Source organism: Bacillus sp. NPDC094106, from assembly GCF_044764345.1.
Taxonomy (GTDB): domain Bacteria; phylum Bacillota; class Bacilli; order Bacillales; family Bacillaceae_G; genus Bacillus_A.
Genome location: NZ_JBIWHY010000008.1, coordinates 26,582 through 51,282 on the forward strand (window position 1 = coordinate 26,582; position 24,701 = coordinate 51,282).

Consider the following 24,701-nt stretch of genomic DNA (forward strand, 5'->3'; position numbering starts at 1 on the left):
GATGTATGCTGCAAACAATGAGGATGGTCTTATACATATAAGGGGGATAATGAATGAAAATATTTGATTTCAGTGAAAAAATAGGGAATCACATATCGATATTTCAATCTGATTTTGTTATGTCAAGAATATTAAGACATCAAGGTAATACACATATCGGTTGCATGCATTTACAAGCGGAGGGAAGTATCGGGTATCATGAAGCAGTTGTATCTCAACTGCTTCTTATCGTAGAAGGAGATGGGTTTGTTTGTGGCGCAGACAAAGAAAAAGTGAAAGTAAAAGTAGGGCAAGCTGTTTTTTGGGAAAAGGGGGAGTTTCATGAGACAAATACGGAAAATGGACTTATGGCAATTGTGATTGAGTCAGAGAATCTTGAACATGGTATTTTAATGCCGATTGGAGAGCTGGAGGGAGAAAAGAATGATTACGAAGGCGGGTGAGAGAGAGAGACGGAGCAAATATTAAATTGTGCTGCATAATCGCTTTTTGAAGGAACAAGAGAAAATTGTCAGTTAAGCATAGAAAAAGCAATTGAAATTACAAAGCTTTTATTGGAAAAAGGAGCATATTATTTAGTTGAAAAGCCGATTTTTTAAAATCGGCTTTTCAACTTATCGATACATCGTCCACATCCCAATGTCCTTAAATCCTAACCGCTTATAAATTCGTCCAGCTGCTGGATTGTTATAAAATAAACAAAGTGTTCTTCCTTCTTTAATAAAATCTTGTATCATTTTTTGTAATATGAGTGAAGCGTATCCGTTCCCACGATAATTTGGATGTGTACATACTCCAACAACCATTGCGGATAAGGAATTTTCGGCAGAGGTAGAGGCGGAAGCGATGATTTCTCCATCTTTTTCAATATAGTAAGTGCGTCCTGTATTCGTTTCAATGGATTGCCTTAAAATTTTTTCTGATTGGTCTGCGCTAGGGAATTCTTCAATGTTACTTCGCAGCTGCATAATTCGTTCCACATCATCTATTGAAGCAATTTTAATTGTTTCGTGAATTGGAGTAGTTGGTAAGCTGGTATCATCTTTACATTCGCAAAAATACATTTTATTTTTTAGACCTAGTTGTATGCTTTGTATGTTTTCAAATTTTTCTACAACGTCTGATTTACCGGAGATTTTTAAGGGGTTATAAGTTGAAAGAATCCCTTCATAGTCGTCTCCAGAAAAGTCTGCTTTTCCATATGGTATAAATGAGTCATGAAAGCGTAGTAATACTGATTGTATTTTGTCATTCTCTGCAAATTTCCCCCATAATTCTTGGAAATCTGTATCGTAACCAAATGCCTCAACGTCTCCAATGATAAATAAGTTAATTGCGGATTCTTCCTTTAGAAATGCAAATACTTGTTCATGATCACTCGTTGTCAATTTCCGTATCATAAATAACCCTCTCTTTATTTGTTTTTTCTAAATATTATTACTTATTGTTTTTGAATTCAATATAAAATTTTATGTTTAGTTCATAAAGTTTCGGAAAAACTAGGAAAGATATGACAAAGGAGGTTATGAACGGTGGATCATCCAATTCAAGGATTAATGAAAGCAGCAATGGAGAATTTAAAGGAAATGGTCGATGTTAATACGATTGTTGGAGAGCCTGTTCAGACGGCTGACGGCGGTGTGGTGTTAACTGTTTCCAAAGTCGCATTTGGATTCGGAGCAGGGGGATCAGATTTTCAAGCGAATGACGGGCAAAGAACACAAGGAAATCCAGCATTTGGCGGCGGTAGTGCGGGTGGTGTTTCGATTACGCCGGTAGCATTTCTTGTTGTGAACAAGGATGGCGTAAATATTCTTCACTTACAAAATGCGACACACTTAGCTGAAAAAGTGATTGAACTTGCACCACAAACGATTGATAAGATTCAATCTATTTTTCAAAAAAATGAAAAGCATGATGAACCTCATCGTCCTCAAAATCCAGACGAAATTGCATAAAAAAGCCTGTTTTTTAACAGGTTTTTTTTCTTGTAATCACTATGTAATAAAACTCATGAAATTGTAAATAGTTTTTGAAGTTTTTTCTATGTTTCTAAAATTTTTCATGTTAAAATATGCTATAGAATTGAAACATATAAAACGAAGGTGGCTAGGTGCTTTGTCTGGAGGATCTGACCAAGTAAAAAATATGATATATATTAATGGTAATCGTCGGGGTCATTGTTTTATTACATCTGGAATTACATTTGAAGAGTTTGCAAGTAATATCCCTTCACCGCTTCATCAAGTGTTGCTTTTAAAACATAATTTTGAGTGGACTGATTTTCATTATCATACTTTATTCGAATATGTCGAAGAAGAAAACATACATAAATTAATGAAAGCAGAGATTGATGAATTTGATGAGTTCTGTTGGGTAGATTTTGATGATGCAAATGATTTAGATGAATTAGAGCCAAAAGAAATTGCAGAATTGTTATATTTGGCTCACAAAAAAGAACCACTTGGAAGAGCGTTCTTTCCGCTGTTGAAAAATAGATTTGTTTATTTTTCACATGATGACGGCTGGTACAACAAAGTGTATTACCGTAGAATCTCTGATTTTGTAGGAATGCTTAGTAAAGTGATTCCTTATAAACTCGGTTCATTTGGAAAAAAACGTTTCTCTTTCTTTCAAAAATCAAAAATTTTCCCTGCAATTTCAAAAGAAGTTATTCTTGGACTTGTCCCGTTAATGGAAGATGGAATGTATATTGATTTAGCAGGGAAAATAGAGTCAAGAAGAGGTCTGGAGATTCCTGTATATGTAGTTGGTTCGTATGAAAGTACGGATGAAGTACTAGATAATATTGAGGAATTAAAAGGAGAAGCAACAGAAACGGGCTGGCTTATTTTTGATAAGAAAGAACAAGAATGGCAATGGGCTGTGGACTAAGAAAACTTGACGAGTTTGGTCAAGTTTTCTTGTTTTTTGAAAGGAGAACAAATGAAGAAATATTATACAATCGTGGGTATTGTAAGTATTATCCTCGTTGCAATACTACTTTTAACTTGTCCGAAAGAATCTGATTTTTGGTTGTATATAGAGGATAAGTATAATTTAAGCTGTAATCAAAATAGCTTTGAATGCACACAAAATGTAGGGAAAACAGAAGAAAAAATGAAGTTTATAAGTACGGATACACGAAATGGTGTATTCTTTATGACAGTGAAACAAACATTTGAAACAGAGACTGGCAAAAAGAAAGAGTATAGTGGAGTGGGGATATTTGGTACATTTCTTTTTGTTTCGGAAAAGACTTTCTAATGATAGAAGGTCTTTTTTTTATGTTCATGTTCATATAGATGAAGTAAGACAAGCATAGGAGGGATAGGGTTGAAGAAAACATGTATTGTTTGCGGGGGAGAAGAGTTTTTTTCATCAACATTATATGCTCGTACGAAACAAGATTGGGCATACGCACCAAATATGTATCGCTTTGAGAAAGTATTTATTGAACACCGAGATGAAGAGAACTATCCCGTATTTCAAGAGATTACAGCACAACATTGCTGCGGATGTGGACATATTATGCTATACCATGAATGAACACACCAAGTATAACTTGGTGTGTTTTTTATAATGCTGACAAAGCAAGCGGATATAACAAAGTAAATAAGATAGAAAAACTACCAAACCCAATTGCTGTATATCCGAGGGTTCTTGCCCCGAAATTGATAGCTAATAAGCCAATTAAAATGGAAAGGGAGCCGAGTGTAACAGGATAAAAGGCAATCGAAAATAAAGACAGAAATAGTGCAACATAACCGATGAGTGTTCCAGTATTGGTACCTTCTATTTCATGTGCGATTTCTTTACGCCTTTGTCTAATCGGAAGATGTTGCGGTGAGATTTCAACTGCATACTCTTCGTTTTTTTGACCACTTTTAAAGTGATGTGTTCGCTTTCTAGGCATGTACATCCCTCTCTTTCAATTGGGTGTACTCTTATTATTCTTCATAAAGAAGAGAACATGAGTATGAGTTATATCCAAGTCAAGAAAAATTTGGAGAATACAGAGTCTGGTGCTACCTGATCCATCTCTTCATGAGAATAAACAGGAATTAAGGAAATTGATGTAGAATGAAATGAATGAAAACGAGTGAAGGTAGGGGAAGGTATGACAAAGTTTAATTGGCATGAATCAGCAGAAAGAAAATGGGATTATAATGCAGAATCTTGGAATCAAAATAGTCAAGAAATGTGGGATCATGGGAGCCGCAGTACAATCGTCCCATTTTTTGAAAAGTATGTAGAAAAAGGTACTGCAGTTTTAGATGTTGGATGTGGTGACGGATATGCTACATACAAATTAAGTGTTGCTGGATATAAAGCGTGCGGAATCGATTTATCTGAGAAAATGATTCAAAAAGGGAAGGAGCGCGGAGAGGGGCCTAATTTATCTTTTATAAAAGGAGATCTTTCTTCGTTACCTTTTGAAAATGAACAATTTCCAGCAGTATTAGCCATTAATTCATTAGAATGGACAGAAGATCCATTGCGGGCATTACAGGAGATAAAACGTGTTTTGCAGCCTGCTGGATATGCATGTATTGCTATTTTAGGACCAACAGCAAAACCACGTGAAAATAGCTATTCTCGCTTATATGGAAAAGATGTTGTTTGTAATACGATGATGCCGTGGGAATTTGAAAAGCTTGCAGAGGAGCAAGGATTTCAAATAGTGGATGGAATTGGTGTATATAAACGAGGTGTAAATGAAAAAATGCTCGGCCAATTGTCAATAGAACTCCAGCAAGCATTAACTTTTTTATGGGTATTTATGCTAAAAAAATAACATCTGAAGAAATGCACAAATTTAGGAGGGAAATAAGTGCAGAAAATACAAAAAACTGATACAATATGGGCAGAACCAATTAAAGGGGGACTAGGGTATATGACAACTACTACAACAGTGAAATCCGATATTGAAATTGCACAAGAAGCAAGCATGAAAAAAATTCAAGAAATCGCAGCTGAGTTAAACATTCTAGAAGAAGAACTAGAGCCTTATGGTCACTATAAAGGGAAATTATCTCTTGATATTTTTAAGCGCTTACAAACTGCGGAAGACGGAAAAGTTGTTTTAGTAACAGCGATCAACCCAACTCCAGCAGGAGAAGGTAAATCAACAGTAACAGTTGGTTTAGGTCAAGCTTTTAACAAAATTGGTAAAAAAGCAGTGATTGCACTTCGCGAACCATCTCTTGGACCAACAATGGGATTAAAGGGTGGTGCAGCAGGTGGCGGTTATTCACAAGTAGTACCAATGGAGGATATTAACCTTCACTTTACTGGTGATATTCATGCGATTACAACTGCAAATAACGCACTAGCAGCGTTTATTGATAACCACATTCAACAAGGAAATGTACTTAAGATTGATACACGTAAAATCGTTTGGAAGCGTTGTGTTGATTTAAATGACCGCGCACTGCGAAATGTTGTAATTGGTCTTGGTGGACCAGTTCAAGGTGTGCCGCGTGAAGATGGTTTTGATATTACGGTAGCATCTGAAATTATGGCTGTATTCTGCCTTGCGACAGATATTCAAGATTTAAAAGCACGTCTATCCCGCATTGTAGTTGCTTATAACTTGGATAATCAACCAGTAACAGTGAAAGATTTAGGCGTTGAAGGGGCATTAACGCTTTTATTAAAAGATGCATTAAAACCAAACTTAGTACAAACATTAGAAAATACACCAGCAATTATTCACGGCGGTCCATTTGCTAATATTGCACATGGTTGTAACAGTGTTATTGCTACAACAATGGCAGCAAAATTAGGTGACTATGTGATTACAGAAGCCGGTTTCGGTGCAGACTTAGGCGCTGAAAAATTCTTAGATATTAAAGCACGTGCTGCGGGCATTAAACCAGAAGCAGTAGTTATCGTTGCAACAATTCGTGCGCTTAAAATGCACGGTGGTGTGGCAAAAGATCAGTTGAAAGAAGAAAATGTAGATGCATTAGCAAAAGGAATGGAAAATCTACAAAAACACGTTGAAACAATTCAAAGCTTCGGTGTTCCATTCGTAATTGCAATTAACAAATTCATTACAGATACAGATGCAGAGGTTGCATACTTACAAGAATGGTGTAACGAGCGTGGCTATGAAGTATCCTTAACAGAAGTTTGGGAAAAAGGTGGCCAAGGCGGTGTAGACCTTGCTGAGAAAGTATTAAAAGTAATTGAAAAAGGTGACAACAAGTATGCACCACTTTACGATTTAGAATTATCAATAGAAGAAAAAATTCGGACAATTGCTCAAAGAGTATACGGTGCAAAAGATATTGAATTTGCTCCAAAAGCTCGTAAGCAATTGGTTCAATTTGCAGGTGAAGGCTGGAATAATCTACCAGTGTGTATGGCGAAAACACAATATTCTCTTTCTGATGATGCAACAAAATTAGGTCGACCATCTGACTTTATTGTTACAATTCGTGAACTGAAGCCATCTATCGGTGCAGGATTTATTGTTGCATTAACAGGAACAATGTTAACAATGCCAGGTCTTCCAAAACAACCAGCTGCACTTCAAATGGACGTAAATGAAGAAGGAAAAGCAGTAGGTTTATTCTAAAAGGTTGTAATTCATCTCATTTATCTGTAAACTATATATATACATCAAGTGGCGCCTTTCCATCGAAAGGCGCCTGTTTTTTGGAGGAAATTATGTTTGATCCAACTGCTTTTGAAAATTTAAAAGTAATCGTTGAAGGAGCTGTCTATGATTTTGATTTACATGGTGACATTCTTGTAACGAATCGAAAAGATATGATGGACCTTGCCTCATTAAGCCGTATATATAATATTTCATTTCAATTAAATGAATCGTTTGAAACGCTAGTAGAAGCAACATTTTCATTATCCGTAGATGCGAAGAATTTATCGGGTGAGATATTGGAAGTACCTCAGTTTATACCGGGGTGCGAAATGAAACTAGGATTTACATTTCCATTGCAGCACCCAGAAGCACAGTGTCAAGAAATTGAAAATTTGTTGCAATCTATCTGGGGAAAAGAACGAATGATTACGCAACAAATTTCATACGAATATAATAAGCAAGCGATTTCATATCATAATAAGGTAGAAGTTCTATTTCAAAAAGCGATTACAGAAGACCATGTTGATGATTTAATAGCTGTTATTTCTCACATGATAGAAACAGTGCGAACAATACAACATTTTCTTTAAAAATAGAGATAAAGGAGAAAAACAAATGATAAAAGATATGCAACCATTTTTGCAACAAGCTTGGGAGAAGGCTGGTTTTAAAGAGTTTACTGAAATCCAAAAACAAGCGATTCCAACTATTTTAGAAGGACAAGATGTTATAGCTGAATCTCCGACTGGGACAGGAAAAACATTAGCGTACTTATTACCCCTTTTACATAAAATTAATCCTGAAGTGAAACAACCACAAGTTGTCATTTTAGCACCAACGCGTGAACTTGTTATGCAAATTCATGAAGAGGTCCAAAAGTTTACAGCAGGAACTGATATTTCAGGTGCATCTTTAATTGGTGGCGCAGACATTAAGCGCCAAGTAGAAAAGCTAAAGAAACATCCAAAAGTAATTGTTGGTTCACCAGGACGCATTTTAGAATTAATTCGCATGAAAAAATTAAAAATGCACGAAGTAAAGACAATTGTATTTGATGAATTTGATCAAATTGTCAAACAAAAGATGATGGAAGCTGTGTTTGATGTCATTAAATCAACAATGCGCGATCGTCAGTTAGTATTCTTCTCTGCAACAATGACAAAAGACGCGGAAGAAGTGGCACGCGATTTTGCGGCCCAGCCAGAGGTAGTTCGCATAAAACGTGCAGAAACAAAGAGTTTGGTGGAACATACGTATATCGTTTGTGAGCGACGTGAAAAAAATGATTATGTAAGAAGGATTATGCATATTGGTAATGTAAAAGCGGTTGCCTTTTTAAATGATCCGTATCGTTTAGATGAAATTGCTGAAAAGTTAAAGTACCGTAAAATGAAAGCAGCAGCACTTCATGCAGAAGCAAGTAAACAAGAGCGTGAAGCAACGATGCGTGCATTCCGTCAAGGTAAAGTAGAAATTCTACTTGCGACTGATATTGCAGCACGTGGATTAGATATTGATGATTTAACACACGTGATTCACTTAGAATTACCAGATACATTAGACCAATATATTCATCGTTCCGGACGTACAGGACGTATGGGGAAAGAGGGGACTGTTGTTTCCCTTGTTACTCCGCAAGAAGAACGCAAACTACTTCAATTTGCGAAGAAATTAGGCATTCAGTTTAAGAAGCAAGAAATGTTTAAAGGAACATTTGTAGAATCTAAACCGCAAGCGCCAAAGAAAAAGAAACCAACATTTACTGGGAAAAGAAAACCTAGATAAAGTGAAACTTCCATCAGTGGAGGTCTTACTGCCCGTTAATGGGGGATAAATCATAAAAAAGACGTAACTATGGGTATAACATAGTTGCGTCTTTTTTATTTTGCCAGAAGGAACAGTATAGTGAATGGCGAATATTACTGCTGAATGGATTATATTAAAATGATAAAAATGAGCTGTTTCATAAGTCTAATTTCCGACTATGCAACAGCTTCTTTAAACTTATTAAAAAATATTTGTAGTAGGTCTATCGCTAGAGAGCTGTTTTATATAGAATACCCCTTTCTCAATTACGGTTTCTATATAGCCAACAATTTGATCAAATGTAAACACTTGTAAGTCTGTATATAAATCTTGCTTTGGATACAGCATATCATCAAAAATAAGCTTTCGAAAAGCTAAAACATTTTCTGCGGTGACTTCTTCAATTTTTACTATATTTGCTTCCTGATTAAGGAGGGATAAGAATTGCTGATCGTTATCATAGTGATGTAACAATTTGCCGTTTAACAATTTAAAATCATTATGGTACATAGATAAAATAGTTTGGTTATTCTCTATTCTATTTTTGAGCCAAGGAAGAAAAAATCCGTTTAGCCAATTATCATCAGCAATAAGGTGAGTATAGTAGCCTAAAAGAAAAGCGGAATCCATATGTGTTTTATATTTATGAAAAAATGAATCATAATCGATTCTTCTTGTATAGTTCTTTGTTGTACCAGCGTAAAAATGTGAAGCTTCTTTTTCCTTTTTTGAATGAACTGCATCAGGAGCTACGCCTCCTAACAAAAAAGAAGTTTTATCTTGGATGGATAGTTTCTCGGCAATACCATATGCAATAATTAAATGCATAATGCGTGATCCCATAAATGACACCTCTATTTCATGTATTCATTTTAGGGAGTAGACTGGACGTTTAGTATAACTTTCCCCACACTCTGTCTACTTTCGACCCATTCATGTGCTTTCCCTGCATCTTGAAGTGTAAAATGTTTACCAATTTCAATTTGCAGGCTTCCATCACGTAAATAATGAAAAACTTGATCAGCGGTATGACGGAGTAATTGAGGACGTTTCTTTCGAGTTGTTCCAAAGCTAAAGCCAAGAATAGAACGACAGCTTGCATGTAAATCTTTTGTACGGAATGTGCCAATTTCACCGCTCGTATTACCAAAATGGACAAGGCGACCGTAGTAAGCTAAACACTCCAAGCTTTTTTCTGATACTGTACCGGAAATCGAATCCAAAATAACATCGGCACCTTTACTATCAGTAAGTTCATTTACCTTTTCACTAAAATCTTCATCTTGATAACAAATAACATGATCAGCCCCAGCTTCTAAAGCGATTTTCTTTTTTGCTTCACTTCCGACTGTTCCGATGATTTTTCCAGCGCCTAATAGTTTAGCTAATTGAATAGCCGTTGTTCCAATTCCTCCGGCAGCTGCATGAATGAGGACTGATTCACCTTGTTGTAATCTTGCGACATTTGCAAGCAGGTTATAACTCGTAAAAGATACGATAGGACAAGCGGCTGCAGTTGTAAAGTCAATTTCATCAGGTAATACAAAGGTAAGGTTTTCATTTGCGACAACATATTCAGCATACGAACCAGTAAGAGGAAAGGCGATTACACGCTGTCCTACACGAATATTTTTCACATCTGAACCTACTTGTTCTACAATTCCTGCCGCATCTATACCCGGAATAAATGGGAGTTGTCCATTCCCTTTTTTGCCATAGCGCGATTTAATATCGGAAAAATTGACGCTTGTCGCGATAACGCGAATTAATACTTGCTTTTCATTAAAAGTCGGCATATCTATTTCTGTATACTTCATTGTTTCAGGTCCACCAAATGCAGTTACAATAATAGCCTTCATAATATATCCTCCTAAAATAGATTCTATATATGATTTTAAAGACCCATCACAAAATAGAAAATTATATAATTGTTATAAAAGGCTATAAGTAGACGTTATAAAGCGATTTATTCGTGTATATAAAAATTTATGTTAAAAAAATCGAACGAAATGTTTTTTACTTGCCAATATATAGTATAAGACAAAGGAGGGATGATAAATGGACGGAGAAACAGACTATCAGCGTCTTATTCAATTAACTCTATCAGGAAATCAAGAAGCATACAGTGAACTATATGATAAAACAATTCAAGATGTTTATAAGACAACCCATTTTTTGATAGAGGAAAAGACAGATGTAGATGATGTGGTTCAAGAGATATACATACAGTTATATCAATCACTTAGTAGATATGATACAGAAAAACCTTTTCGGCCATGGTTAATAGGGCTTGCGATAAGGCAAATTCACTCATATAGGAGAAAAAGGTGGATGCGCTTACGCATTGTCAAGAAAGCTGAGGAACAGAGACAGCCAATTGAATTTGATTTTTCTAGTAATGTTGTGAACAAGCTTTCGAATCAAAAGCTTATTGCGCTCATTCATAAATTACCTTACAAATTGAAACAAGTTATTATACTACGATATTTACATGATTATTCACAGGAAGAAGTAGCAAATATTTTACATATTCCAGTTGGAACGGTTAAATCACGAATTCATGCGGCATTAAAGAAATTACGTCAAAAAGAGCAAGTGGAAGAAATCTTTTTAGGAGAGGTAGGGGATATGAAATGAGTTTAGATTATCAAGTAAAAGAATCGCTTCAAGAAGAAGCAAAAGAGATTGTACCACCACCTGAGTTGAAAGAAAAAGTAATGATTCAAATAAAAATGAAGCGCGGAGGGAAAACAATGAAAAAGCGTCTTATTACAGGAGTACTTGCAGCGGCACTATTAATTCCAACGACTGGATTTGCATATCAATCTATTATGGCTGATGGAGTTTATGGATCGTTTGAGAATGTGAAAAAACATGTAGCAAATGCAACATTAGAAGGGTATATGCGATTAGATGCTAAGCTATCGCAAGCAAAAGGAGAAATGGGAGAAAAGGAATATAAAAAGTTTACAAAACTTTTAACCGCTATTACAGATGCGAAACTAAAATACGGAGATTCAAATGGTAATATCGATTATGATCAATTATCACCATCAAAAAAAGAAGAATTGGAGAAGGTATCAATGGAGATTCAACCATACTTTGATAAATTAAACGGGGAGAAGTCCAGTAAAGAAGTGTTAACTCTTGAAGAATTTAAACAATATATAGATGCACAGATGACATATGAAAAAATACAGGCGAAAATTAAATCTAGCGGAGATGTAACAGTAAAAGACGTACCCGAGGCGTATAAAGAGGAGTTTGTAAAAGCGGATCAGTTTATGAATTATGTAAATGAAAAAGTACAAAAGATTAATTAAGTCTATGAAAAAAGAACTCATGTTATAGAATGGGCTCTTTTGCAGTATTTGCTAAATGTAATACGCCGATCGAAATACCACCAAATTTGTATGTTTATGATTGAAAAGTACATTCGAAAAAGAGGATACATGCTTGGAATGTATCCTCTTTTGGCCCCTATTCATTTAGTTAGTAGTTGTTTCTGTTTTCTCTTGTTTTGTAAGATAATCAATAATCCCCATCGCACTGATCTCCATATCGAGTTTGATAACATCGTAAATAGAATGGGGTAATGGTACACCCTGTTTTGTAAGATGTGAGGATACATTTTCAAGCAATAAAGTATACAGTTCATGACTTGCTGTTTCAAAATCTTGATTTTTTTCAAAAACTTTCTTTCCTAAGTCAACAAAGATAGGTAGCCAGTATTCAAGTTGTTTATATACTTCAGAAACATGGGAGGATGCACCATAATGCCCAAAATAGATGGAGTCAACATTCATATTTCGAATGCGGTCTTTTGCTGCAATCATCGCATCAGGTTGAAACTGTGATGGAGATGTGGTCGGTAAATATAATTCAACACCAAGTTTAGCTAATTCTCGATAATAAATACCAATTGTATCGCCTGTGAAAATACCGTTTGTTAAAGAATCATGGATGCTAATATGGTGTTTTGCATGCCCTGGTGTATCATGAAATGTTAGTATCCGGTTGTCAGAGATTTGTAATGTTTCTCCATCTTGTACGACATGGACTTGGTTCTCTGGAACCGGCAGGATTGGATGAAAGAGTTGATCAAAGGTATCACCATATACTGCTTTTGCACCTTGAATAAGTTTTGTAGGATCAACCATATGACGAGCCCCGCGCGGATGGACAAATAAAGTAGCATTTGGACATCTTTCCATCATTAAGCCAGCAGCACCAGCATGGTCAAGGTGAACATGTGTCACAATAATATTTTTAATATCTGTTAAATTAATACGTAATTGTTGTAAACCATTTAATAGATAGGGAAGAGAAGGGGCAGCACACGTTTCAATTAAAGTAATGTTATCGCCTAATAAAACGTATGTACCTGTACGTTCGTCATGTTGCAAATCGTGATCGTCGATAAGGTATAACTGAGAAGATAATTGCTCTACTTTTTTCACACTTACCACTCCTTGTAGTCTAGTATTCTTTTATTATAAAAGAAAAAAGCAGAAAACGAAAAATCGTTTTCTGCTTTTATGTAATGTTGTTATTTATTTTGGTCTTTACTAATTGACATAATGAAGAATCCAACAATGCCTCCAACGATTGGAAGAGTGATCATTCCTGCTAAAGTAAAGTATTTACTTAAAAATAGTCCATTTACATCCATTACCCAACCAGCGACAAATAGTAACATCATATATAGTACGAAATAAAACTCGCGATTCGAAAGCATTTTACGTTGTGCAGTTCTCATTATCAACACCATCCTTTATCAATTTATAATGGAATTGAAAATGTCACAATTTAGAAGGTAAACTGTCACATTTTGTTCACAACTCAATTGTAAAACTTTCCAAGGAAAATGTCTAGTAGTTTGTGTCGATTTTTTGAACAAAAATAAAGCGTTGTCATTAGACGAGAAAACTAAATACATATATGATTAGAATAAATAAGAAATAATAGAGAGGAGCAGGTATATATGACAGTTTATGATTTTTCTGCAAAAACAATTACAGGAGAAGAAAAATCGCTGAGAGATTATGAAGGAAAAGTGCTTCTCATTGTAAATGTCGCAAGTAAATGTGGGTTTACACCGCAATACAAAGGGTTACAATCAGTATATGAAAAATATAAAGAACAAGGATTTGAAATCCTCGGCTTCCCATGTAACCAATTTGGAGGTCAAGAACCAGGGACAGAAGACGAGATTACAAGTTTTTGTGAATTAAACTATGGTGTATCCTTTCCGATGTTCGCTAAAGTGGATGTGAAAGGGAAAGAGGCTCACCCACTTTATACATATATGACGGAGCAGGCACCCGGGATATTTGGAATGAAGGCAGTAAAGTGGAACTTTACGAAGTTTTTAGTAGGACGTGACGGCAAAGTGATTGATCGTTTTGCACCGAAAACGAAGCCGGAAGATTTAGAGAAAGAGATTGAAAAAATACTTTCATAAAGTGAATAGGAAATAAACTACATAAGTAACGGTAGTTTATTTCCTATTGTTTATGAGTGCTATTAACGAGGGCGGACGGAAATGAAACATACGTCATCTAAATTAATTGCTACAATTTTATTTGTATTTTTTATTTTTATTTTGATTTTAGCTGGGGGTCTTAAATCATTATCAACATCTTCTTCTTGAACAGAAATTAATGTACCTTGAATAGGCTTTTCCTCATCTTGCAGCCGAATCGTAATTTTATTTCCAATAAAACCTTGTAAGTAAAGTGCTAAAGAAATACCGAAGAAAGTGTTAATTAAAATAGGATTAGCTGCTACTGTCTTTCCAAAATGTAGTATTAAATCTAGTTGCAGTAGTGGAGTAACGTTAAATGGAAAAGGCTGAGGAGAAGGTTTTTGATTATGATTTCGCATTAATAAACAAAGCTGTAAATATGGGATGAGTAATCGTCCTTCTTTTTCGTTAGTTAACTCAATAAAATCTTTTCCTGCATTTGTTAAAGTTCCAAACAATTTTTCTTTTGTAGTGTCACATGCAACAATTGCTTGTACTTCTAAATTGCGAAGTGTTAAGAGAAACAGCTGTAAAGCTCTTGTGATTTCTGTATTTCTTGGATTTGAAATAACATGAAGTAAGTTATTGGCTTCCTCAATGCACGCTTGTAATTGATCTAATTTATCTTGTGGAAGTGAACTGTTAGGAGAAGGGAAGCTTGGTGTAGTATTAGAAAAGCAAGTGGATAATGGATGGCAAGGGGAGACATCAAAATGAGCGGGAAACCCAACTTGGCCTCGGTTGTCCGTTTTCATTGTTTGTAGAATGCTCCTTTCATATCAAAAAATATAGCTAGTATAATAGATGCAATTTCTATGCATTATGTGTCATTATTCACCCCATTGCAATTGAAAAAGGCTACCACCTACTCTTTGTAAGAAGGGTAGGTGGTAGCCCTTTGGGGTTACTTTCCTGGTATTTGTTGAATGTTTGGAATCTCAAACTTACCATCTTCAATAAAGAATACTTCAATATCATCAATGTGTACACGTACGGTCATATTGTCAAATTCATTAATATGAGTTGTTTCTACTTTAATGAAAGCATAATCACCTTGCACATCAACAATGGTACCGATAATCATAAATGGAAATTGTGCAATGAGAATGAATACGCGGCGACCGATATGACTTTCAAATTCTTGTGCAACGTTAGCACGGCGTAATTCATTAATTAAAGGATTGTTAATTGAACTTTTACACACCGGAGGAAGCGGTTTTTGATCTTGATCTGTCATGTTTATACCACCTTTATCATTATTATGGAATTGGAAAACGTGTTTCCGGATCAAATGGTAAGAAGAAGGCAATCATCTCAATTGCAAAATTAAGAGGTGTAGGAAATTGGAAAAATGGTGCATTGCTCATTTTAATTGTGACAGGATAGAGTGTAATGAAGCCATCTGTTACTTTTATAATTCTTCCAGTAAAAATAGGGCGAAATGTTTGCCCTAATAGATTTAACTGATCAGAGCGAGTAGTCAATAAAATATTCTTCCCTAATAGATCGCCAAATACTTGGTTTTCAGGTAATGTTGCATTGTTTTCTAAAGGGATTTTTTTCTTTTGTGAATTTTCCAATTCAGTCGCTCGTTTTTCGTGCTGATATTTTAAATTGTTTTTTTGCATACGTATGGCGTGAGATCTCGTGGTATGTACCAGGAGAACAGACGCATATGCCCCCTTTCATTGTGAAGTTTAACTACCAATCTATTATTATGCGAATCATTTTCCTTTTATTTCTTTAAAAGGAAAATGATTACTATTTTTTGTGTGTCTTTTTATTTCTCTCCTTCATACGCTAAAGAGAATAATTGAAAGGAGATGTTGTCTTTTGTGGATTAATAAACAAAAAACAGCGGTATCACGTCCATATTTTAATGTTCCAAGTGTGGTACAAAAGCAGAACAGTCTGGAGTATAAAGAACAAAAAACAAAATTTCCAATTGTTAAGGAGGCACAAGTTAAAAAAACGATAGGTAATAGAGATCCTGTATGTGAAGAATTGACCCCATTGAATTTTAATGGTTTAAAGGATAGATTGAATTTCCGCCTTTTAAAAAATATTGGAAATGTAATAGAAGTGACAATACGATGTGATGGGAATGAGGAAGAAATCATTGTTGGGACGATTCAAGAAGTAGGTACGGATTTTATCGGCGTACTACAGGAGCAAAAAGTGATAGTGACAATATTATGGGAAAATATTAGAGAGATTCGTTTTAAAGATGGAGAAGTGATAGTGATTGAGCAACCTGATGCAGAAGAAGTGATTTAACTTGTGCTTTAAGCAGGAAATATGAAGGCTATCCCAATAAAATAGGGATAGCCTATTTTTTAAGAGTTACATAAAGGTGGTAGTTTGCTATTTTCTTTTTTTAGTACACGAAGGATGCCCCACATTCCGAGTTCAATATCCCAGCGAATATTGCCAGAGCGGTACATATAATCTCCTGGTATTCCATATAGCCCCCCAGCTCCATGTGCAATGACTAAATTTGCTCTGGAACCAACACTGTTTTCTCCTTGGACAGCGGTAAAGGTTGAGTTTAAATTATTCTCGTTTCGAAGCCATGAATGACCATGTATTGTCAAAGTATGCGCTCGCGGTTTATCAGCAGGGCAAGTAAAACGAAAGATAATTGGATCATCTACATGTGCAAAAAATATTGGTGTTGCAGGATCTCCATGTATTTTCGAATTAAATACTTTTGAGACATTAGGATTTCTTTTTAAACGATGGATAATACGCTCAGAGCGATAGTTAAAACCACGAGATCCTTGATCTTCGGCGTCTTCCAGTTTTTCTTCCGGTATTATAAAGATTGGCTCGGGATCGATAATAAGATTTCCGTTTTTATCTACAAGGCGAACACCGTCATGCATTAATAAAGCAAATTCACGAAATTCTGGGAAAAGAGCATGTGAAATAATTGCTTGATTGCCAATTCGTATTGGAGTACGTGTTATAGGATCTAGATGAGCAGCCCCGGTTTGTTCTGTAATTAGCATACCAAAAGCTCCGTGGTGCCGGTGACTACGTAAATCAGCCATATCCCATAGATTACAAGCGCCAACATTACGATCAATAAACCAACGATACGTAATACTTTCCCCTGGTGCTACGGTTTGATCGGGATTAAATCCAACTGTAGCACCGTCTGAGCCAAGGATGTCATATGCGACCATTTGCGCATGAAGGGAAATTCGTCTTGATGGTGTGAAAATAACATCTTCATCAGGCACTTCTGGATAACCATGAAATTCTCCTTCATTATGAAATGGCTCTGTTAATTGGTTGTGAAGTGTAATTTCTACACACTCACCAGTATTTGCACGTATTATAAATGGTTCAGGATTTATTTTCCCGTTTCTAATATTCTCAACATCGTTTTTTAAAGCAAAAATAATGCCAAATGGATCGTGATCACCAGCTTTGTTATATTTAATCTTCGATTGAAATGCAACGACTTCAAATCTTCGAACTGGTGCACCTGGGGGACAAGGATCACCAGGCTCTGTTGCTGGTGGAGGGTGTTCCCCAGTAGGTTTTGACAATGGTTTTGTTCTTTTTGGTGGTTGCGGTCGGTCTGGTAGAGGGAATAGATCAGGAACCCGCTCTTTAAATGTCCGGAAAATCCCCCAAGCTCCGAGCCAAATATCATCAATTCCACCGTAATAGTACAGCATATCAGAGTCGCCATCGCCTTCAACCGCAAATTCAGCGGTAAAAGCTTCTGAAATTCCAAGGATTTGTTGCTGAGTAAACTCTGATTCTAAATCCGGACGATTTCTACGCCAACGTTGTCTGTGCAAGTTAAAACTATGAGATTCCTCATGGGCGCCTTGAAATAATCGAATGCGTACCGGATCACCATTATAAGTTTGTAATAATGGTGTCACAGGATCTCCGTGAACGAAAGAGCTAAAAACAAAAGCTGGGTCAGTTTTAGGATTTCTTAATCGTGCTGATAGCGGTTCATTTCGGTAATTAATTGCCATAACGCCAGGGTCACCCTCGGAACCTGAAAATCTAGGTGGATTAAGTGGTTGATCCTTACGATCAAATAAAAGCGAAAAGTCATGAACAAACAAGGCAAATTCACGAAAATCAGGTATGAGCGGATTTGTAATAATAGCTTGTGTACCAGATGCTAAGGTGTCTCCTGAACGAGGATCGAGAAATTTTGATCCTTTGGGTTCGATACATATTCCTGCAAATACCCCATGTTGTTGGTGTGAATTTGCAAATAAATGATCATGAAAGAAGACTGCTTTCAATTCAACATCTGCAAACCATTGCATTTGAATTGTTTCGCCTCGCAAAGCGCTGCTATCATAATTCCAGCCAACATTAGCACCATCGGCAACAAGAGGATCGAATTTGACGAAGTGTACATGAGTAGCTGATTCATATGTTCGTTCTACAAGCTGAAATGCATTTCCACCTAATGTTTCTGGAAACTTATTTGTATAGTTAATACGAATACATTCGCCAGCATTCGCACGTATGACAAAGGGTTCTGGTTTTTTACGACCAGATAACACATCTTTTTCATCTTCTTCTAATACAAATATACGACCTTCTGGATCATTCCAGCCTTCTTCGTTATATATAATAGGTACTTGAATACCAACAACATTAAAAACACGTTCTACTCTTGAACCTTTTGGACAAGGATTCACAAATACGGCACCCGGACGAGCGTTTGGATCAAATTGATTAATTTCAAGCTCTGTTGACTCGCGGCCGCCTACAATTCCAAGTGGTGGACGGGGGGCTTTACAACCAAACACACCAGGAATAAAGTTTGGAAATCCGGGTTTTTCGCGTGTAGGCGCAGGTGGAATTGGTCGATCAGGAAGCGGCTGTAATGCTGCAATTGGTACACCATTCGGATAAAACTGGCTACCGTCCTGTAGTGTATTGAAAATACGATTCATTCCCCACATTCCCTCACCAAAATGAGGATAAAGATGACAATGAATAATAACATCGCCAAATGCGCCTTGTAAGCTGCCTGCACCGTATAACGGGGAAACAGTCAACGCATTTTGTGGGCTGATAGATAATGAATCAACCTGCAAGGAATTAACATTATTACGTTCAAACAACCACTGATGAACATGATAATGAAATACATGTGTTTCTTTTACCCCCCCATGAATAACACGGATTTTAAGGGGATCACCTACATAAGTACGTAAAATAGGAGTGGGTGGATCACCAAATACCCAAGCATCATGGTGAACTTCTTCACCCTCACAATCAGGACAAACTATACCTTCTTGGATGAGACGAACGCGATTTCGCATCGGTTCGGATCGATAATTAATGGAGTGTGTTGCGCTATTTTGTAATGTATGAGGGTCAATTGGTTTTGCTCCTGTTAAATCTTTCACCTCCATTTCATCATGAAAAAACCATGCGAATTCTCGAAAGGAAGGTAAAAGTGGGTTATGAATATCAGCGTAAACTCCGCTGTTAATAGGCAAGCCTGTTATAGGATCTGTCCATGTAGATCCTTTTGGTTGTGCGATTAGTGCTCCAAATAAACCATGTACATTACTTCCTTCCTCACTGGAAAGTGTGTTGCCTAAATCAGAGAAAAGGTGAATCTCTTCACGGGTGATTTCCCAAGTGTAAATCCTTTTTTCGCCGGATGGAACAGTCGTGTTTTTGTTATTTCCAACAAATGCTCCATCTGAGGTCTGCACATCGTACTCTGCTAACTGAATATGCATGGAAGTGCTAAAAGACAATTGATTTTCGAAAGTGACTTTTACTGTATCACCTACATTGGCACGAATAACGAGTGGCTGTACGAGATCTACAGTTGAAAAAGGATTTTCCTCTACAAGCTTTTTTACTTTGCGGACATTTTCTTTTAAAACATACATCTTGCCTTCTGGATCGTGATCGCCAAAGTTGTTAACAACAATTCGAATCGGAATGGCAACCACATGGTACTCCCTCAGCATTATATCAAGCCTCCTTCTAAATTAGAAAGAATCGCACTCTATCTCAAATATAAAAAACAAATACGAAAATATTCATATTTTATTTATTTTTTTACAAAAAAAGGTAATTAAAACCCCGTATCCATTCATGAAATATAATATTACATAATAGAATGCTTACCTGAAAACAAAGTAAAAGTATATTGTGTTTTCTTTGTTTGATGAACATGTATAGATGTATCAAGAAAAGGAGAATGGTTAGTAATTGAATAACGAGGAATGCTGCTCCAGATGTATATAAATTCATATAAATAAAATAGGTAAACATATTATAGGTGAATAAGAGACATATCAAAATACAAGCATACAGATGAAATCTAGAGAGAAGCGGCTGTAAGAGTTGTTTTTGAAAAGCAGCCATAAATAAATAACTTCCTCCTAAAATAGTAACAATATATAAATAAATGTTTTCCAAAATGATTGTGAAAGGAGAAGGGAATATAGTTAGAGAATACGCTGTCAAACTTTTTACAAAAAGAAGGGAGATTACCCATAAAATACAGACTAAGCTTGAGCGAAATAGACAGAAAAAGCTAACAAAAGCTAGCAAAACTAAAAAAATCCAGGACCCTCCATATATAATATCAATTGGTATTGTGAATATTTCCCCATCTAGATCAAAATCAATTGTACTAATGGATTGGACTATGAGTAAAAGTAATGTCGTTAGCAAGAAAAATAATTGAAAGATAAAAAGATTAGCTTGATAAAGTTTAAAATTTGTAGATTCAGCTGGTTTAAACAGTAATCCCCATATAATCCAGCCGATTAATATAATGATGCCAAAATAATGAAACACACTAGTAGAATAAAGAAGTGTTATCCAAGTATGTTCTGAAATAGTTGCGAAAATATTTCCGCAAAATTGCGAATCATACTTGAGCTGGAAGAGAGAACGAAATGAAAAGATGGATTGACTAGCTGTCTCTTTTGAATATACGTCAATTGTAAATATGTAAGAATCACGAACGATTTCTCCGGTATTCATTGGTATATAATAAATGACTGTATATACACCGTTTTCTAATAAAGGCAGACGTAAAGATAAAGTCGTTTCGTTATTAGAAAATTCAAGTGGATTGTTAACCATGTTTGTTCCTTTTTCATCAAAAATTTGAACGGTAGCTTTTTCTTTATTAATGTGAGTTGGAAAAGTCATTGAAAGTTCTGATGGAGAACTTGAAAGTTTCTGGTTTGGCATTGGACTTGTTTGTATGATATTCGTTTCTGCAAAAACATGTTTTGTTTGAAAAAAAAGACAGATAACACTTAATAAGATAAGCATATGTTTCCATCTAAGAAGTTTGCACATAACTGAATCGCTCCTCCACTAAACCTTGATTAATTCCGAACGGAAAAGCGTAGTAAGATGAAAGATAAAAATACAACTATTGTTGTGCAAATTATTAAGAAAGCAGGTTGCGTCGAATGTAAACCGAGCATCGGCCCCATAAGTCCGGACATAATACCACTTGCGACACCAGTTAGTAGTGTTTGATAATCAACTAACGCTCCAAACACAACGCCGACAACAACAGCAATTATTGTCGTTACAATTGTAATAACCGCTTCATCTAAGGGGAACTGTGATCCGAGAACGGTACCAACAGCTAAGCCAATGGCTGTACTGGATAGCATTGCGATATTCATACCTAAGTGATAGCCTATGAGATGCCGAGATTTGTACAAATGGTAGTATGAAATAGCTGCAATAAAAAAGTAGCTAAATAAAATAATTCCACTTAAAAAATTCATTTGTGTTTTCACCCCCATAATAAACTATGAGTTACCATCATAAAATATTTATGATGAATGAAGAAAAAAGGAGGTTTGTATGGGGGAGAAGGGTATAACAAAGGCTCGGGCTGAGGATCCGCTTGTTTTAGACTATAAGGAAAAAAGGGGAGAAGGATATACATCTCCAGCTAGCGCTTTGCCGACATACGAATTAAAAATGCTTCAAGAATATATGCATGGGGCTAATTTAAAAGTACTAGGTGAATGCTTACCAGAGCGAAAACAAGTAATGATGCTAATGAAATTTTTTAAGCATAAACGTTATCAGCGTGTGGAAATTTTTTCGAATCGAGGCGGGGGCACTGTACATACATTAGCGAAAGTAAATGAAATCGGTAGAGATTTTGTTGTGCTTACAACATTAACGGAACGCATTTTTATCCCGTACGTAGCGATTCAAAGTGCGAATATTCCTTATGCGCTTCCTAATATTTCTACATCGCATCAGCATTTAATATATGATGAAACCCTCCGAAAGAAATTGATGCTACAGTTTGGGAAAACCGTAGCAGAACAAGTGAATTTGAAACAGCAGTTTTTTGAAGAAGCATTTATGAATCATTTGCAATTATGGGAAGGTATGTATATAAAACTATACGACCAAAAAGAAATGTATACAGGACGAATTACGAAAGTGACGAACAAATATATTTACCTAAAAAAACGTAGTAAAACAGAAGCAATATTAATAAAAGATATTACCTTTATTAATATCATGCGTGTTTTTACTATGTGTGCAGGTTTTATAAAAGGGGTAAAGAAAAGAATTCATCAATTGCGTAAAAAATAGATCACTCTAAAGTAAAAAAAGTATATTCACCTGAAAAAGTGGCTGACGGCCACTTTTTTATTTATTTGATTTTCAATGGTATAAACCCACCCATACTAGAGAATTGTTATCTATGAATCAGTAAGTCGACTTAGTAATTTTTATCCCATGAGATGAATTGATGACAAGTCGATTCTACTCTTGTTTCGTTAGAAGTTATTTCATTAAAATAACAAGATGATGTTGAATGTGAAATTCAAATTTTGTTGATCGTATCCCGTCACCATCAAATTAAGATATATTTGTACCCCCTATAATGGAAAAAAATTTTTCTTTTCTATTTAAGATATGCTCCTACATTAGGGGGATAAAAGGAAAAAATATTCATTTCACTATAAATTGGAATAACATTTAGCTAAATGGGTTAATCATAAAAAAAGAATTCCATATTTCTTCGGACAGAATGTTTTAAAAAGGAGGATATTCATTTTGAGTACAGTAGAAAATACACTATCTATTTTTGCTTTAGGCGGCGTAAATGAAATAGGCAAAAATATGTATGCAATACAATATTCAAACGACATTGTGATAATTGATTGCGGTTCTAAGTTTCCGGATGAAAGTTTATTAGGGATTGATTTGATTATACCTGACATTACATACTTGCAAGAAAATAAGAATAAAATTCGAGGTTTAGTTGTTACACATGGACATGAAGATCATATTGGAGGTATCCCGTATTTATTAAAACAATTAAATGTACCAATTTATGCAACAAAATTAACGCTAGGGCTAATTGAAATTAAATTAAAAGAACACGGACTTCAAAATCTAACACAGTTATCTGTTATTGACTCTGAATCGTTAATTGAGTTCGGACAGATAAGTCTAACTTTTTTCAAAACGAATCATAGTATTCCTGATTGCCTTGGTATTGCTTTTCATACACCAGAAGGAACAGTCGTACATACAGGTGACTTCAAATTTGATTTGACTCCTGTAAATAATCAATATCCGGATATTCATAAAATGGCTAAAATTGGGAGTGATGGTGTTTTAGCTCTACTCTCTGAAAGTACGAATGCAGAACGTCCTGGATTTACTCCATCAGAACGATCTGTAGGCGAGCGTATTGAAGAAGCGTTCATCAAAGCTCGCAGAAAAGTTCTTATCTCTACCTTTGCTTCTAACGTGAATCGTGTACAACAAGTGGTAAATGCAGCTTTAAAAACGAATAGAAAGCTTGCTTTGCTTGGAAGGAGCATGGTAAATGTAGTGTCTGTTGCACTGGAGCAAGGTTATTTGAATATTCCTGAAGGCATGTTAATTGAGGCAGATGAAATCAACCGAATGGATCCAGAAAGAGTAGCTATTCTTTGCACTGGGAGTCAAGGTGAACCACTGGCTGCTTTATCTCGTTTAGCAAGTGGAAACTATCGGCAGGTAGACATTTTGCCTGACGATACAGTCATTATAGCTGCAACTCCTATCCCAGGAAATGAACGCAATGTTTCACGTATTATAGATAATTTATTCCTATTGGGAGCTAATGTTATTTATGGGACGGGAAGTTCAACAGGAATGCATGTTTCTGGACATGCCTATCAAGAGGAATTAAAATTAATGCTTACTTTAATGAAACCTAAATATTTCATTCCTATTCATGGCGAATTTAGAATGTTACATCATCATAGTCTATTAGCAGAGTCCGTTGGTGTGAAGAAAGAGAATATTTATGTTATTAGTAATGGTGATGTTGTCGATATAAAGAATCAAATTGCTTATCAAACGAGACGAATACCTGCCGGGAATATATATGTAGATGGATTAGGTATTGGTGATGTTGGAAAGGCTCTTTTACGTGACCGCAAACAACTTTCTGAGGATGGTATGCTTGTTATAGTTATTACTCTTAGTAAAACAGAAGGGAAAATTATTTCTGGTCCGGACACGATTTCTCGTGGATTTATATATGTTCGCGATTCGGAAGATTTCTTGAAGAAAATGAATCAACTAGTTGTAACAACTATTAACAAATTACAACAAGAAAATATTAGCCAATGGAATGTTCTTAAAAGAGACATAAGAGAAACGCTAGGCAAGTTTATATACGAACATACAAAAAGAAAACCAATGATTCTTCCTATAATAATTGAAGTTTAAAAAATTAAT

General features: G+C 35.7%; 27 protein-coding genes and 1 pseudogene. 16 read left to right on the forward strand and 12 right to left on the reverse strand.

Translation table 11 applies throughout. From position 1 onward, the window contains the following. Positions 1 to 53: 53 nt before the first annotated feature. Both ACIQ7L_RS13490 and ACIQ7L_RS13495 read left to right on the forward strand, forming a co-directional pair. Positions 54 to 443 (forward strand): cupin, encoded by a 390-nt coding sequence (locus ACIQ7L_RS13490; protein WP_400569815.1) that lies wholly within the window; start codon positions 54 to 56, stop codon positions 441 to 443. An 18-nt stretch (positions 444 to 461) separates the two neighbouring features. Beyond that, a pseudogene (locus ACIQ7L_RS13495) lies at positions 462 to 587 on the forward strand (GNAT family N-acetyltransferase); the annotation flags it as partial. Between the two features lie 27 nt (positions 588 to 614). On the opposite strand, the gene ACIQ7L_RS13500 reads toward ACIQ7L_RS13495, so the two are convergent. Then, positions 615 to 1,400, reverse strand: a complete 786-nt coding sequence (locus ACIQ7L_RS13500; protein ID WP_400569816.1) for a GNAT family N-acetyltransferase — start codon at positions 1,398 to 1,400, stop codon at positions 615 to 617. A 132-nt stretch (positions 1,401 to 1,532) separates the two neighbouring features. Here ACIQ7L_RS13500 and ytfJ point away from each other — a divergent pair, with 132 nt between their 5' ends. The 4 genes from ytfJ (at position 1,533) to ACIQ7L_RS13520 (ending at position 3,549) form a co-directional block, all read left to right on the forward strand. Next, the gene (gene ytfJ, locus ACIQ7L_RS13505) at positions 1,533 to 1,958 is read left to right on the forward strand and encodes a GerW family sporulation protein (protein WP_335359831.1); all 426 of its coding nucleotides are present in this window, start codon (positions 1,533 to 1,535) and stop codon (positions 1,956 to 1,958) included. A gap of 160 nt (positions 1,959 to 2,118) precedes the next feature. After that, complete coding sequence (locus tag ACIQ7L_RS13510) at positions 2,119 to 2,895, forward strand: oxalate:formate antiporter (RefSeq protein WP_400569818.1); 777 nt, start codon at positions 2,119 to 2,121, stop codon at positions 2,893 to 2,895. A 51-nt stretch (positions 2,896 to 2,946) separates the two neighbouring features. Further along, entirely contained in the window at positions 2,947 to 3,267 is a 321-nt protein-coding gene (locus tag ACIQ7L_RS13515) for a hypothetical protein (protein ID WP_400569820.1), read from the forward strand. A 69-nt stretch (positions 3,268 to 3,336) separates the two neighbouring features. Beyond that, entirely contained in the window at positions 3,337 to 3,549 is a 213-nt protein-coding gene (locus ACIQ7L_RS13520) for a hypothetical protein (protein ID WP_400569822.1), read from the forward strand. A gap of 28 nt (positions 3,550 to 3,577) precedes the next feature. Here the strand turns inward: ACIQ7L_RS13520 and ACIQ7L_RS13525 are convergent, their stop codons facing one another. Further along, positions 3,578 to 3,916, reverse strand: coding sequence for a permease (locus ACIQ7L_RS13525; protein ID WP_400569824.1), 339 nt, complete (start codon positions 3,914 to 3,916; stop codon positions 3,578 to 3,580). Between the two features lie 204 nt (positions 3,917 to 4,120). On the opposite strand from ACIQ7L_RS13525, the gene ACIQ7L_RS13530 reads away from it, so the two are divergent. From ACIQ7L_RS13530 to ACIQ7L_RS13545, 4 genes are all read left to right on the forward strand, one after another. Further along, a complete protein-coding gene (locus tag ACIQ7L_RS13530; protein ID WP_400569826.1) occupies positions 4,121 to 4,798 on the forward strand; it encodes a class I SAM-dependent methyltransferase in 678 nt (225 codons plus the stop codon). A gap of 99 nt (positions 4,799 to 4,897) precedes the next feature. After that, positions 4,898 to 6,586, forward strand: coding sequence for a formate--tetrahydrofolate ligase (locus tag ACIQ7L_RS13535; protein ID WP_400570137.1), 1,689 nt, complete (start codon positions 4,898 to 4,900; stop codon positions 6,584 to 6,586). 92 nt (positions 6,587 to 6,678) lie between these two features. Next, positions 6,679 to 7,200: a hypothetical protein gene (locus ACIQ7L_RS13540; protein WP_335359832.1), complete on the forward strand. Its 522-nt coding sequence runs from the start codon at positions 6,679 to 6,681 to the stop codon at positions 7,198 to 7,200. A gap of 25 nt (positions 7,201 to 7,225) precedes the next feature. Next, on the forward strand, positions 7,226 to 8,395 hold the full coding sequence (locus tag ACIQ7L_RS13545; protein ID WP_400569828.1) for a DEAD/DEAH box helicase: 1,170 nt from the start codon (positions 7,226 to 7,228) through the stop codon (positions 8,393 to 8,395). A gap of 222 nt (positions 8,396 to 8,617) precedes the next feature. On the opposite strand, the gene ACIQ7L_RS13550 is transcribed toward ACIQ7L_RS13545, so the two are convergent. Beyond that, positions 8,618 to 9,259 (reverse strand): zinc dependent phospholipase C family protein, encoded by a 642-nt coding sequence (locus ACIQ7L_RS13550; RefSeq protein WP_400569830.1) that lies wholly within the window; start codon positions 9,257 to 9,259, stop codon positions 8,618 to 8,620. Positions 9,260 to 9,288: 29 nt separating this feature from the next. After that, positions 9,289 to 10,275, reverse strand: a complete 987-nt coding sequence (locus ACIQ7L_RS13555; RefSeq protein ID WP_400569832.1) for a quinone oxidoreductase family protein — start codon at positions 10,273 to 10,275, stop codon at positions 9,289 to 9,291. A 199-nt stretch (positions 10,276 to 10,474) separates the two neighbouring features. Between ACIQ7L_RS13555 and ACIQ7L_RS13560 the strand changes: the two genes are divergently transcribed. Together ACIQ7L_RS13560 and ACIQ7L_RS13565 are read left to right on the forward strand one after the other, a co-directional pair. Further along, on the forward strand, positions 10,475 to 11,053 hold the full coding sequence (locus tag ACIQ7L_RS13560; RefSeq protein ID WP_400569834.1) for a sigma-70 family RNA polymerase sigma factor: 579 nt from the start codon (positions 10,475 to 10,477) through the stop codon (positions 11,051 to 11,053). Beyond that, positions 11,050 to 11,739, forward strand: coding sequence for a DUF3600 domain-containing protein (locus tag ACIQ7L_RS13565; RefSeq protein WP_400569836.1), 690 nt, complete (start codon positions 11,050 to 11,052; stop codon positions 11,737 to 11,739). The genes ACIQ7L_RS13560 and ACIQ7L_RS13565 overlap by 4 nt, the downstream gene beginning before the upstream one ends. Before the next feature lie 165 nt (positions 11,740 to 11,904). Here the strand turns inward: ACIQ7L_RS13565 and ACIQ7L_RS13570 are convergent, their stop codons facing one another. After that, entirely contained in the window at positions 11,905 to 12,876 is a 972-nt protein-coding gene (locus ACIQ7L_RS13570) for an MBL fold metallo-hydrolase (protein WP_400569838.1), read from the reverse strand. An 89-nt stretch (positions 12,877 to 12,965) separates the two neighbouring features. Beyond that, entirely contained in the window at positions 12,966 to 13,187 is a 222-nt protein-coding gene (locus ACIQ7L_RS13575) for a DUF3925 family protein (protein WP_400569840.1), read from the reverse strand. A gap of 213 nt (positions 13,188 to 13,400) precedes the next feature. On the opposite strand from ACIQ7L_RS13575, the gene ACIQ7L_RS13580 reads away from it, so the two are divergent. Continuing rightward, positions 13,401 to 13,880, forward strand: a complete 480-nt coding sequence (locus ACIQ7L_RS13580; protein WP_400569842.1) for a glutathione peroxidase — start codon at positions 13,401 to 13,403, stop codon at positions 13,878 to 13,880. Positions 13,881 to 13,942: 62 nt separating this feature from the next. Here the strand turns inward: ACIQ7L_RS13580 and ACIQ7L_RS13585 are convergent, their stop codons facing one another. The 3 genes from ACIQ7L_RS13585 to ACIQ7L_RS13595 all read right to left on the reverse strand — a co-directional run bounded on the left by ACIQ7L_RS13585 (position 13,943) and on the right by ACIQ7L_RS13595 (position 15,523). After that, the gene (locus tag ACIQ7L_RS13585) at positions 13,943 to 14,698 is read right to left on the reverse strand and encodes a hypothetical protein (RefSeq protein ID WP_400569844.1); all 756 of its coding nucleotides are present in this window, start codon (positions 14,696 to 14,698) and stop codon (positions 13,943 to 13,945) included. Positions 14,699 to 14,847: 149 nt separating this feature from the next. Continuing rightward, positions 14,848 to 15,180: a hypothetical protein gene (locus ACIQ7L_RS13590; RefSeq protein WP_400569846.1), complete on the reverse strand. Its 333-nt coding sequence runs from the start codon at positions 15,178 to 15,180 to the stop codon at positions 14,848 to 14,850. A 22-nt stretch (positions 15,181 to 15,202) separates the two neighbouring features. Continuing rightward, on the reverse strand, positions 15,203 to 15,523 hold the full coding sequence (locus ACIQ7L_RS13595) for a hypothetical protein (protein ID WP_400569848.1): 321 nt from the start codon (positions 15,521 to 15,523) through the stop codon (positions 15,203 to 15,205). 253 nt (positions 15,524 to 15,776) lie between these two features. Here ACIQ7L_RS13595 and ACIQ7L_RS13600 point away from each other — a divergent pair, with 253 nt between their 5' ends. Then, the gene (locus ACIQ7L_RS13600; protein WP_400569850.1) at positions 15,777 to 16,220 is read left to right on the forward strand and encodes a hypothetical protein; all 444 of its coding nucleotides are present in this window, start codon (positions 15,777 to 15,779) and stop codon (positions 16,218 to 16,220) included. 59 nt (positions 16,221 to 16,279) lie between these two features. On the opposite strand, the gene ACIQ7L_RS13605 is transcribed toward ACIQ7L_RS13600, so the two are convergent. From ACIQ7L_RS13605 to ACIQ7L_RS13615, 3 genes are all read right to left on the reverse strand, one after another. Beyond that, on the reverse strand, positions 16,280 to 19,924 hold the full coding sequence (locus ACIQ7L_RS13605) for a multicopper oxidase domain-containing protein (RefSeq protein WP_400569852.1): 3,645 nt from the start codon (positions 19,922 to 19,924) through the stop codon (positions 16,280 to 16,282). Positions 19,925 to 20,015: 91 nt separating this feature from the next. After that, positions 20,016 to 21,275 (reverse strand): copper resistance CopC family protein, encoded by a 1,260-nt coding sequence (locus tag ACIQ7L_RS13610; RefSeq protein ID WP_400569854.1) that lies wholly within the window; start codon positions 21,273 to 21,275, stop codon positions 20,016 to 20,018. Between the two features lie 29 nt (positions 21,276 to 21,304). Next, entirely contained in the window at positions 21,305 to 21,718 is a 414-nt protein-coding gene (locus ACIQ7L_RS13615; RefSeq protein WP_400569855.1) for a hypothetical protein, read from the reverse strand. A 79-nt stretch (positions 21,719 to 21,797) separates the two neighbouring features. On the opposite strand from ACIQ7L_RS13615, the gene ACIQ7L_RS13620 reads away from it, so the two are divergent. Both ACIQ7L_RS13620 and ACIQ7L_RS13625 read left to right on the forward strand, forming a co-directional pair. Next, positions 21,798 to 22,550, forward strand: coding sequence for a hypothetical protein (locus ACIQ7L_RS13620; RefSeq protein WP_400569856.1), 753 nt, complete (start codon positions 21,798 to 21,800; stop codon positions 22,548 to 22,550). Between the two features lie 468 nt (positions 22,551 to 23,018). Then, positions 23,019 to 24,692, forward strand: a complete 1,674-nt coding sequence (locus ACIQ7L_RS13625; RefSeq protein WP_400569858.1) for a ribonuclease J — start codon at positions 23,019 to 23,021, stop codon at positions 24,690 to 24,692. The last annotated feature ends 9 nt before the right edge of the window (positions 24,693 to 24,701 follow it).

Bases quoted from the DNA above. Each gene is read 5' to 3' on its own strand.
- ACIQ7L_RS13490 (WP_400569815.1), top strand. From the start codon at position 54: ATGAAAATATTTGATTTCAGTGAAAAAATAGGGAATCACATATCGATA.
- ACIQ7L_RS13500 (WP_400569816.1), bottom strand. From the start codon at position 1,400: ATGATACGGAAATTGACAACGAGTGATCATGAACAAGTATTTGCATTT.
- ACIQ7L_RS13515 (WP_400569820.1), top strand. From the start codon at position 2,947: ATGAAGAAATATTATACAATCGTGGGTATTGTAAGTATTATCCTCGTT.
- ACIQ7L_RS13525 (WP_400569824.1), bottom strand. From the start codon at position 3,916: ATGCCTAGAAAGCGAACACATCACTTTAAAAGTGGTCAAAAAAACGAA.
- ACIQ7L_RS13530 (WP_400569826.1), top strand. From the start codon at position 4,121: ATGACAAAGTTTAATTGGCATGAATCAGCAGAAAGAAAATGGGATTAT.
- ACIQ7L_RS13535 (WP_400570137.1), top strand. From the start codon at position 4,898: ATGACAACTACTACAACAGTGAAATCCGATATTGAAATTGCACAAGAA.
- ACIQ7L_RS13540 (WP_335359832.1), top strand. From the start codon at position 6,679: ATGTTTGATCCAACTGCTTTTGAAAATTTAAAAGTAATCGTTGAAGGA.
- ACIQ7L_RS13545 (WP_400569828.1), top strand. From the start codon at position 7,226: ATGATAAAAGATATGCAACCATTTTTGCAACAAGCTTGGGAGAAGGCT.
- ACIQ7L_RS13550 (WP_400569830.1), bottom strand. From the start codon at position 9,259: ATGGGATCACGCATTATGCATTTAATTATTGCATATGGTATTGCCGAG.
- ACIQ7L_RS13555 (WP_400569832.1), bottom strand. From the start codon at position 10,275: ATGAAGGCTATTATTGTAACTGCATTTGGTGGACCTGAAACAATGAAG.
- ACIQ7L_RS13560 (WP_400569834.1), top strand. From the start codon at position 10,475: ATGGACGGAGAAACAGACTATCAGCGTCTTATTCAATTAACTCTATCA.
- ACIQ7L_RS13565 (WP_400569836.1), top strand. From the start codon at position 11,050: ATGAGTTTAGATTATCAAGTAAAAGAATCGCTTCAAGAAGAAGCAAAA.
- ACIQ7L_RS13575 (WP_400569840.1), bottom strand. From the start codon at position 13,187: ATGGTGTTGATAATGAGAACTGCACAACGTAAAATGCTTTCGAATCGC.
- ACIQ7L_RS13580 (WP_400569842.1), top strand. From the start codon at position 13,401: ATGACAGTTTATGATTTTTCTGCAAAAACAATTACAGGAGAAGAAAAA.
- ACIQ7L_RS13585 (WP_400569844.1), bottom strand. From the start codon at position 14,698: ATGAAAACGGACAACCGAGGCCAAGTTGGGTTTCCCGCTCATTTTGAT.
- ACIQ7L_RS13590 (WP_400569846.1), bottom strand. From the start codon at position 15,180: ATGACAGATCAAGATCAAAAACCGCTTCCTCCGGTGTGTAAAAGTTCA.
- ACIQ7L_RS13605 (WP_400569852.1), bottom strand. From the start codon at position 19,924: ATGCTGAGGGAGTACCATGTGGTTGCCATTCCGATTCGAATTGTTGTT.
- ACIQ7L_RS13610 (WP_400569854.1), bottom strand. From the start codon at position 21,275: ATGTGCAAACTTCTTAGATGGAAACATATGCTTATCTTATTAAGTGTT.
- ACIQ7L_RS13615 (WP_400569855.1), bottom strand. From the start codon at position 21,718: ATGAATTTTTTAAGTGGAATTATTTTATTTAGCTACTTTTTTATTGCA.
- ACIQ7L_RS13620 (WP_400569856.1), top strand. From the start codon at position 21,798: ATGGGGGAGAAGGGTATAACAAAGGCTCGGGCTGAGGATCCGCTTGTT.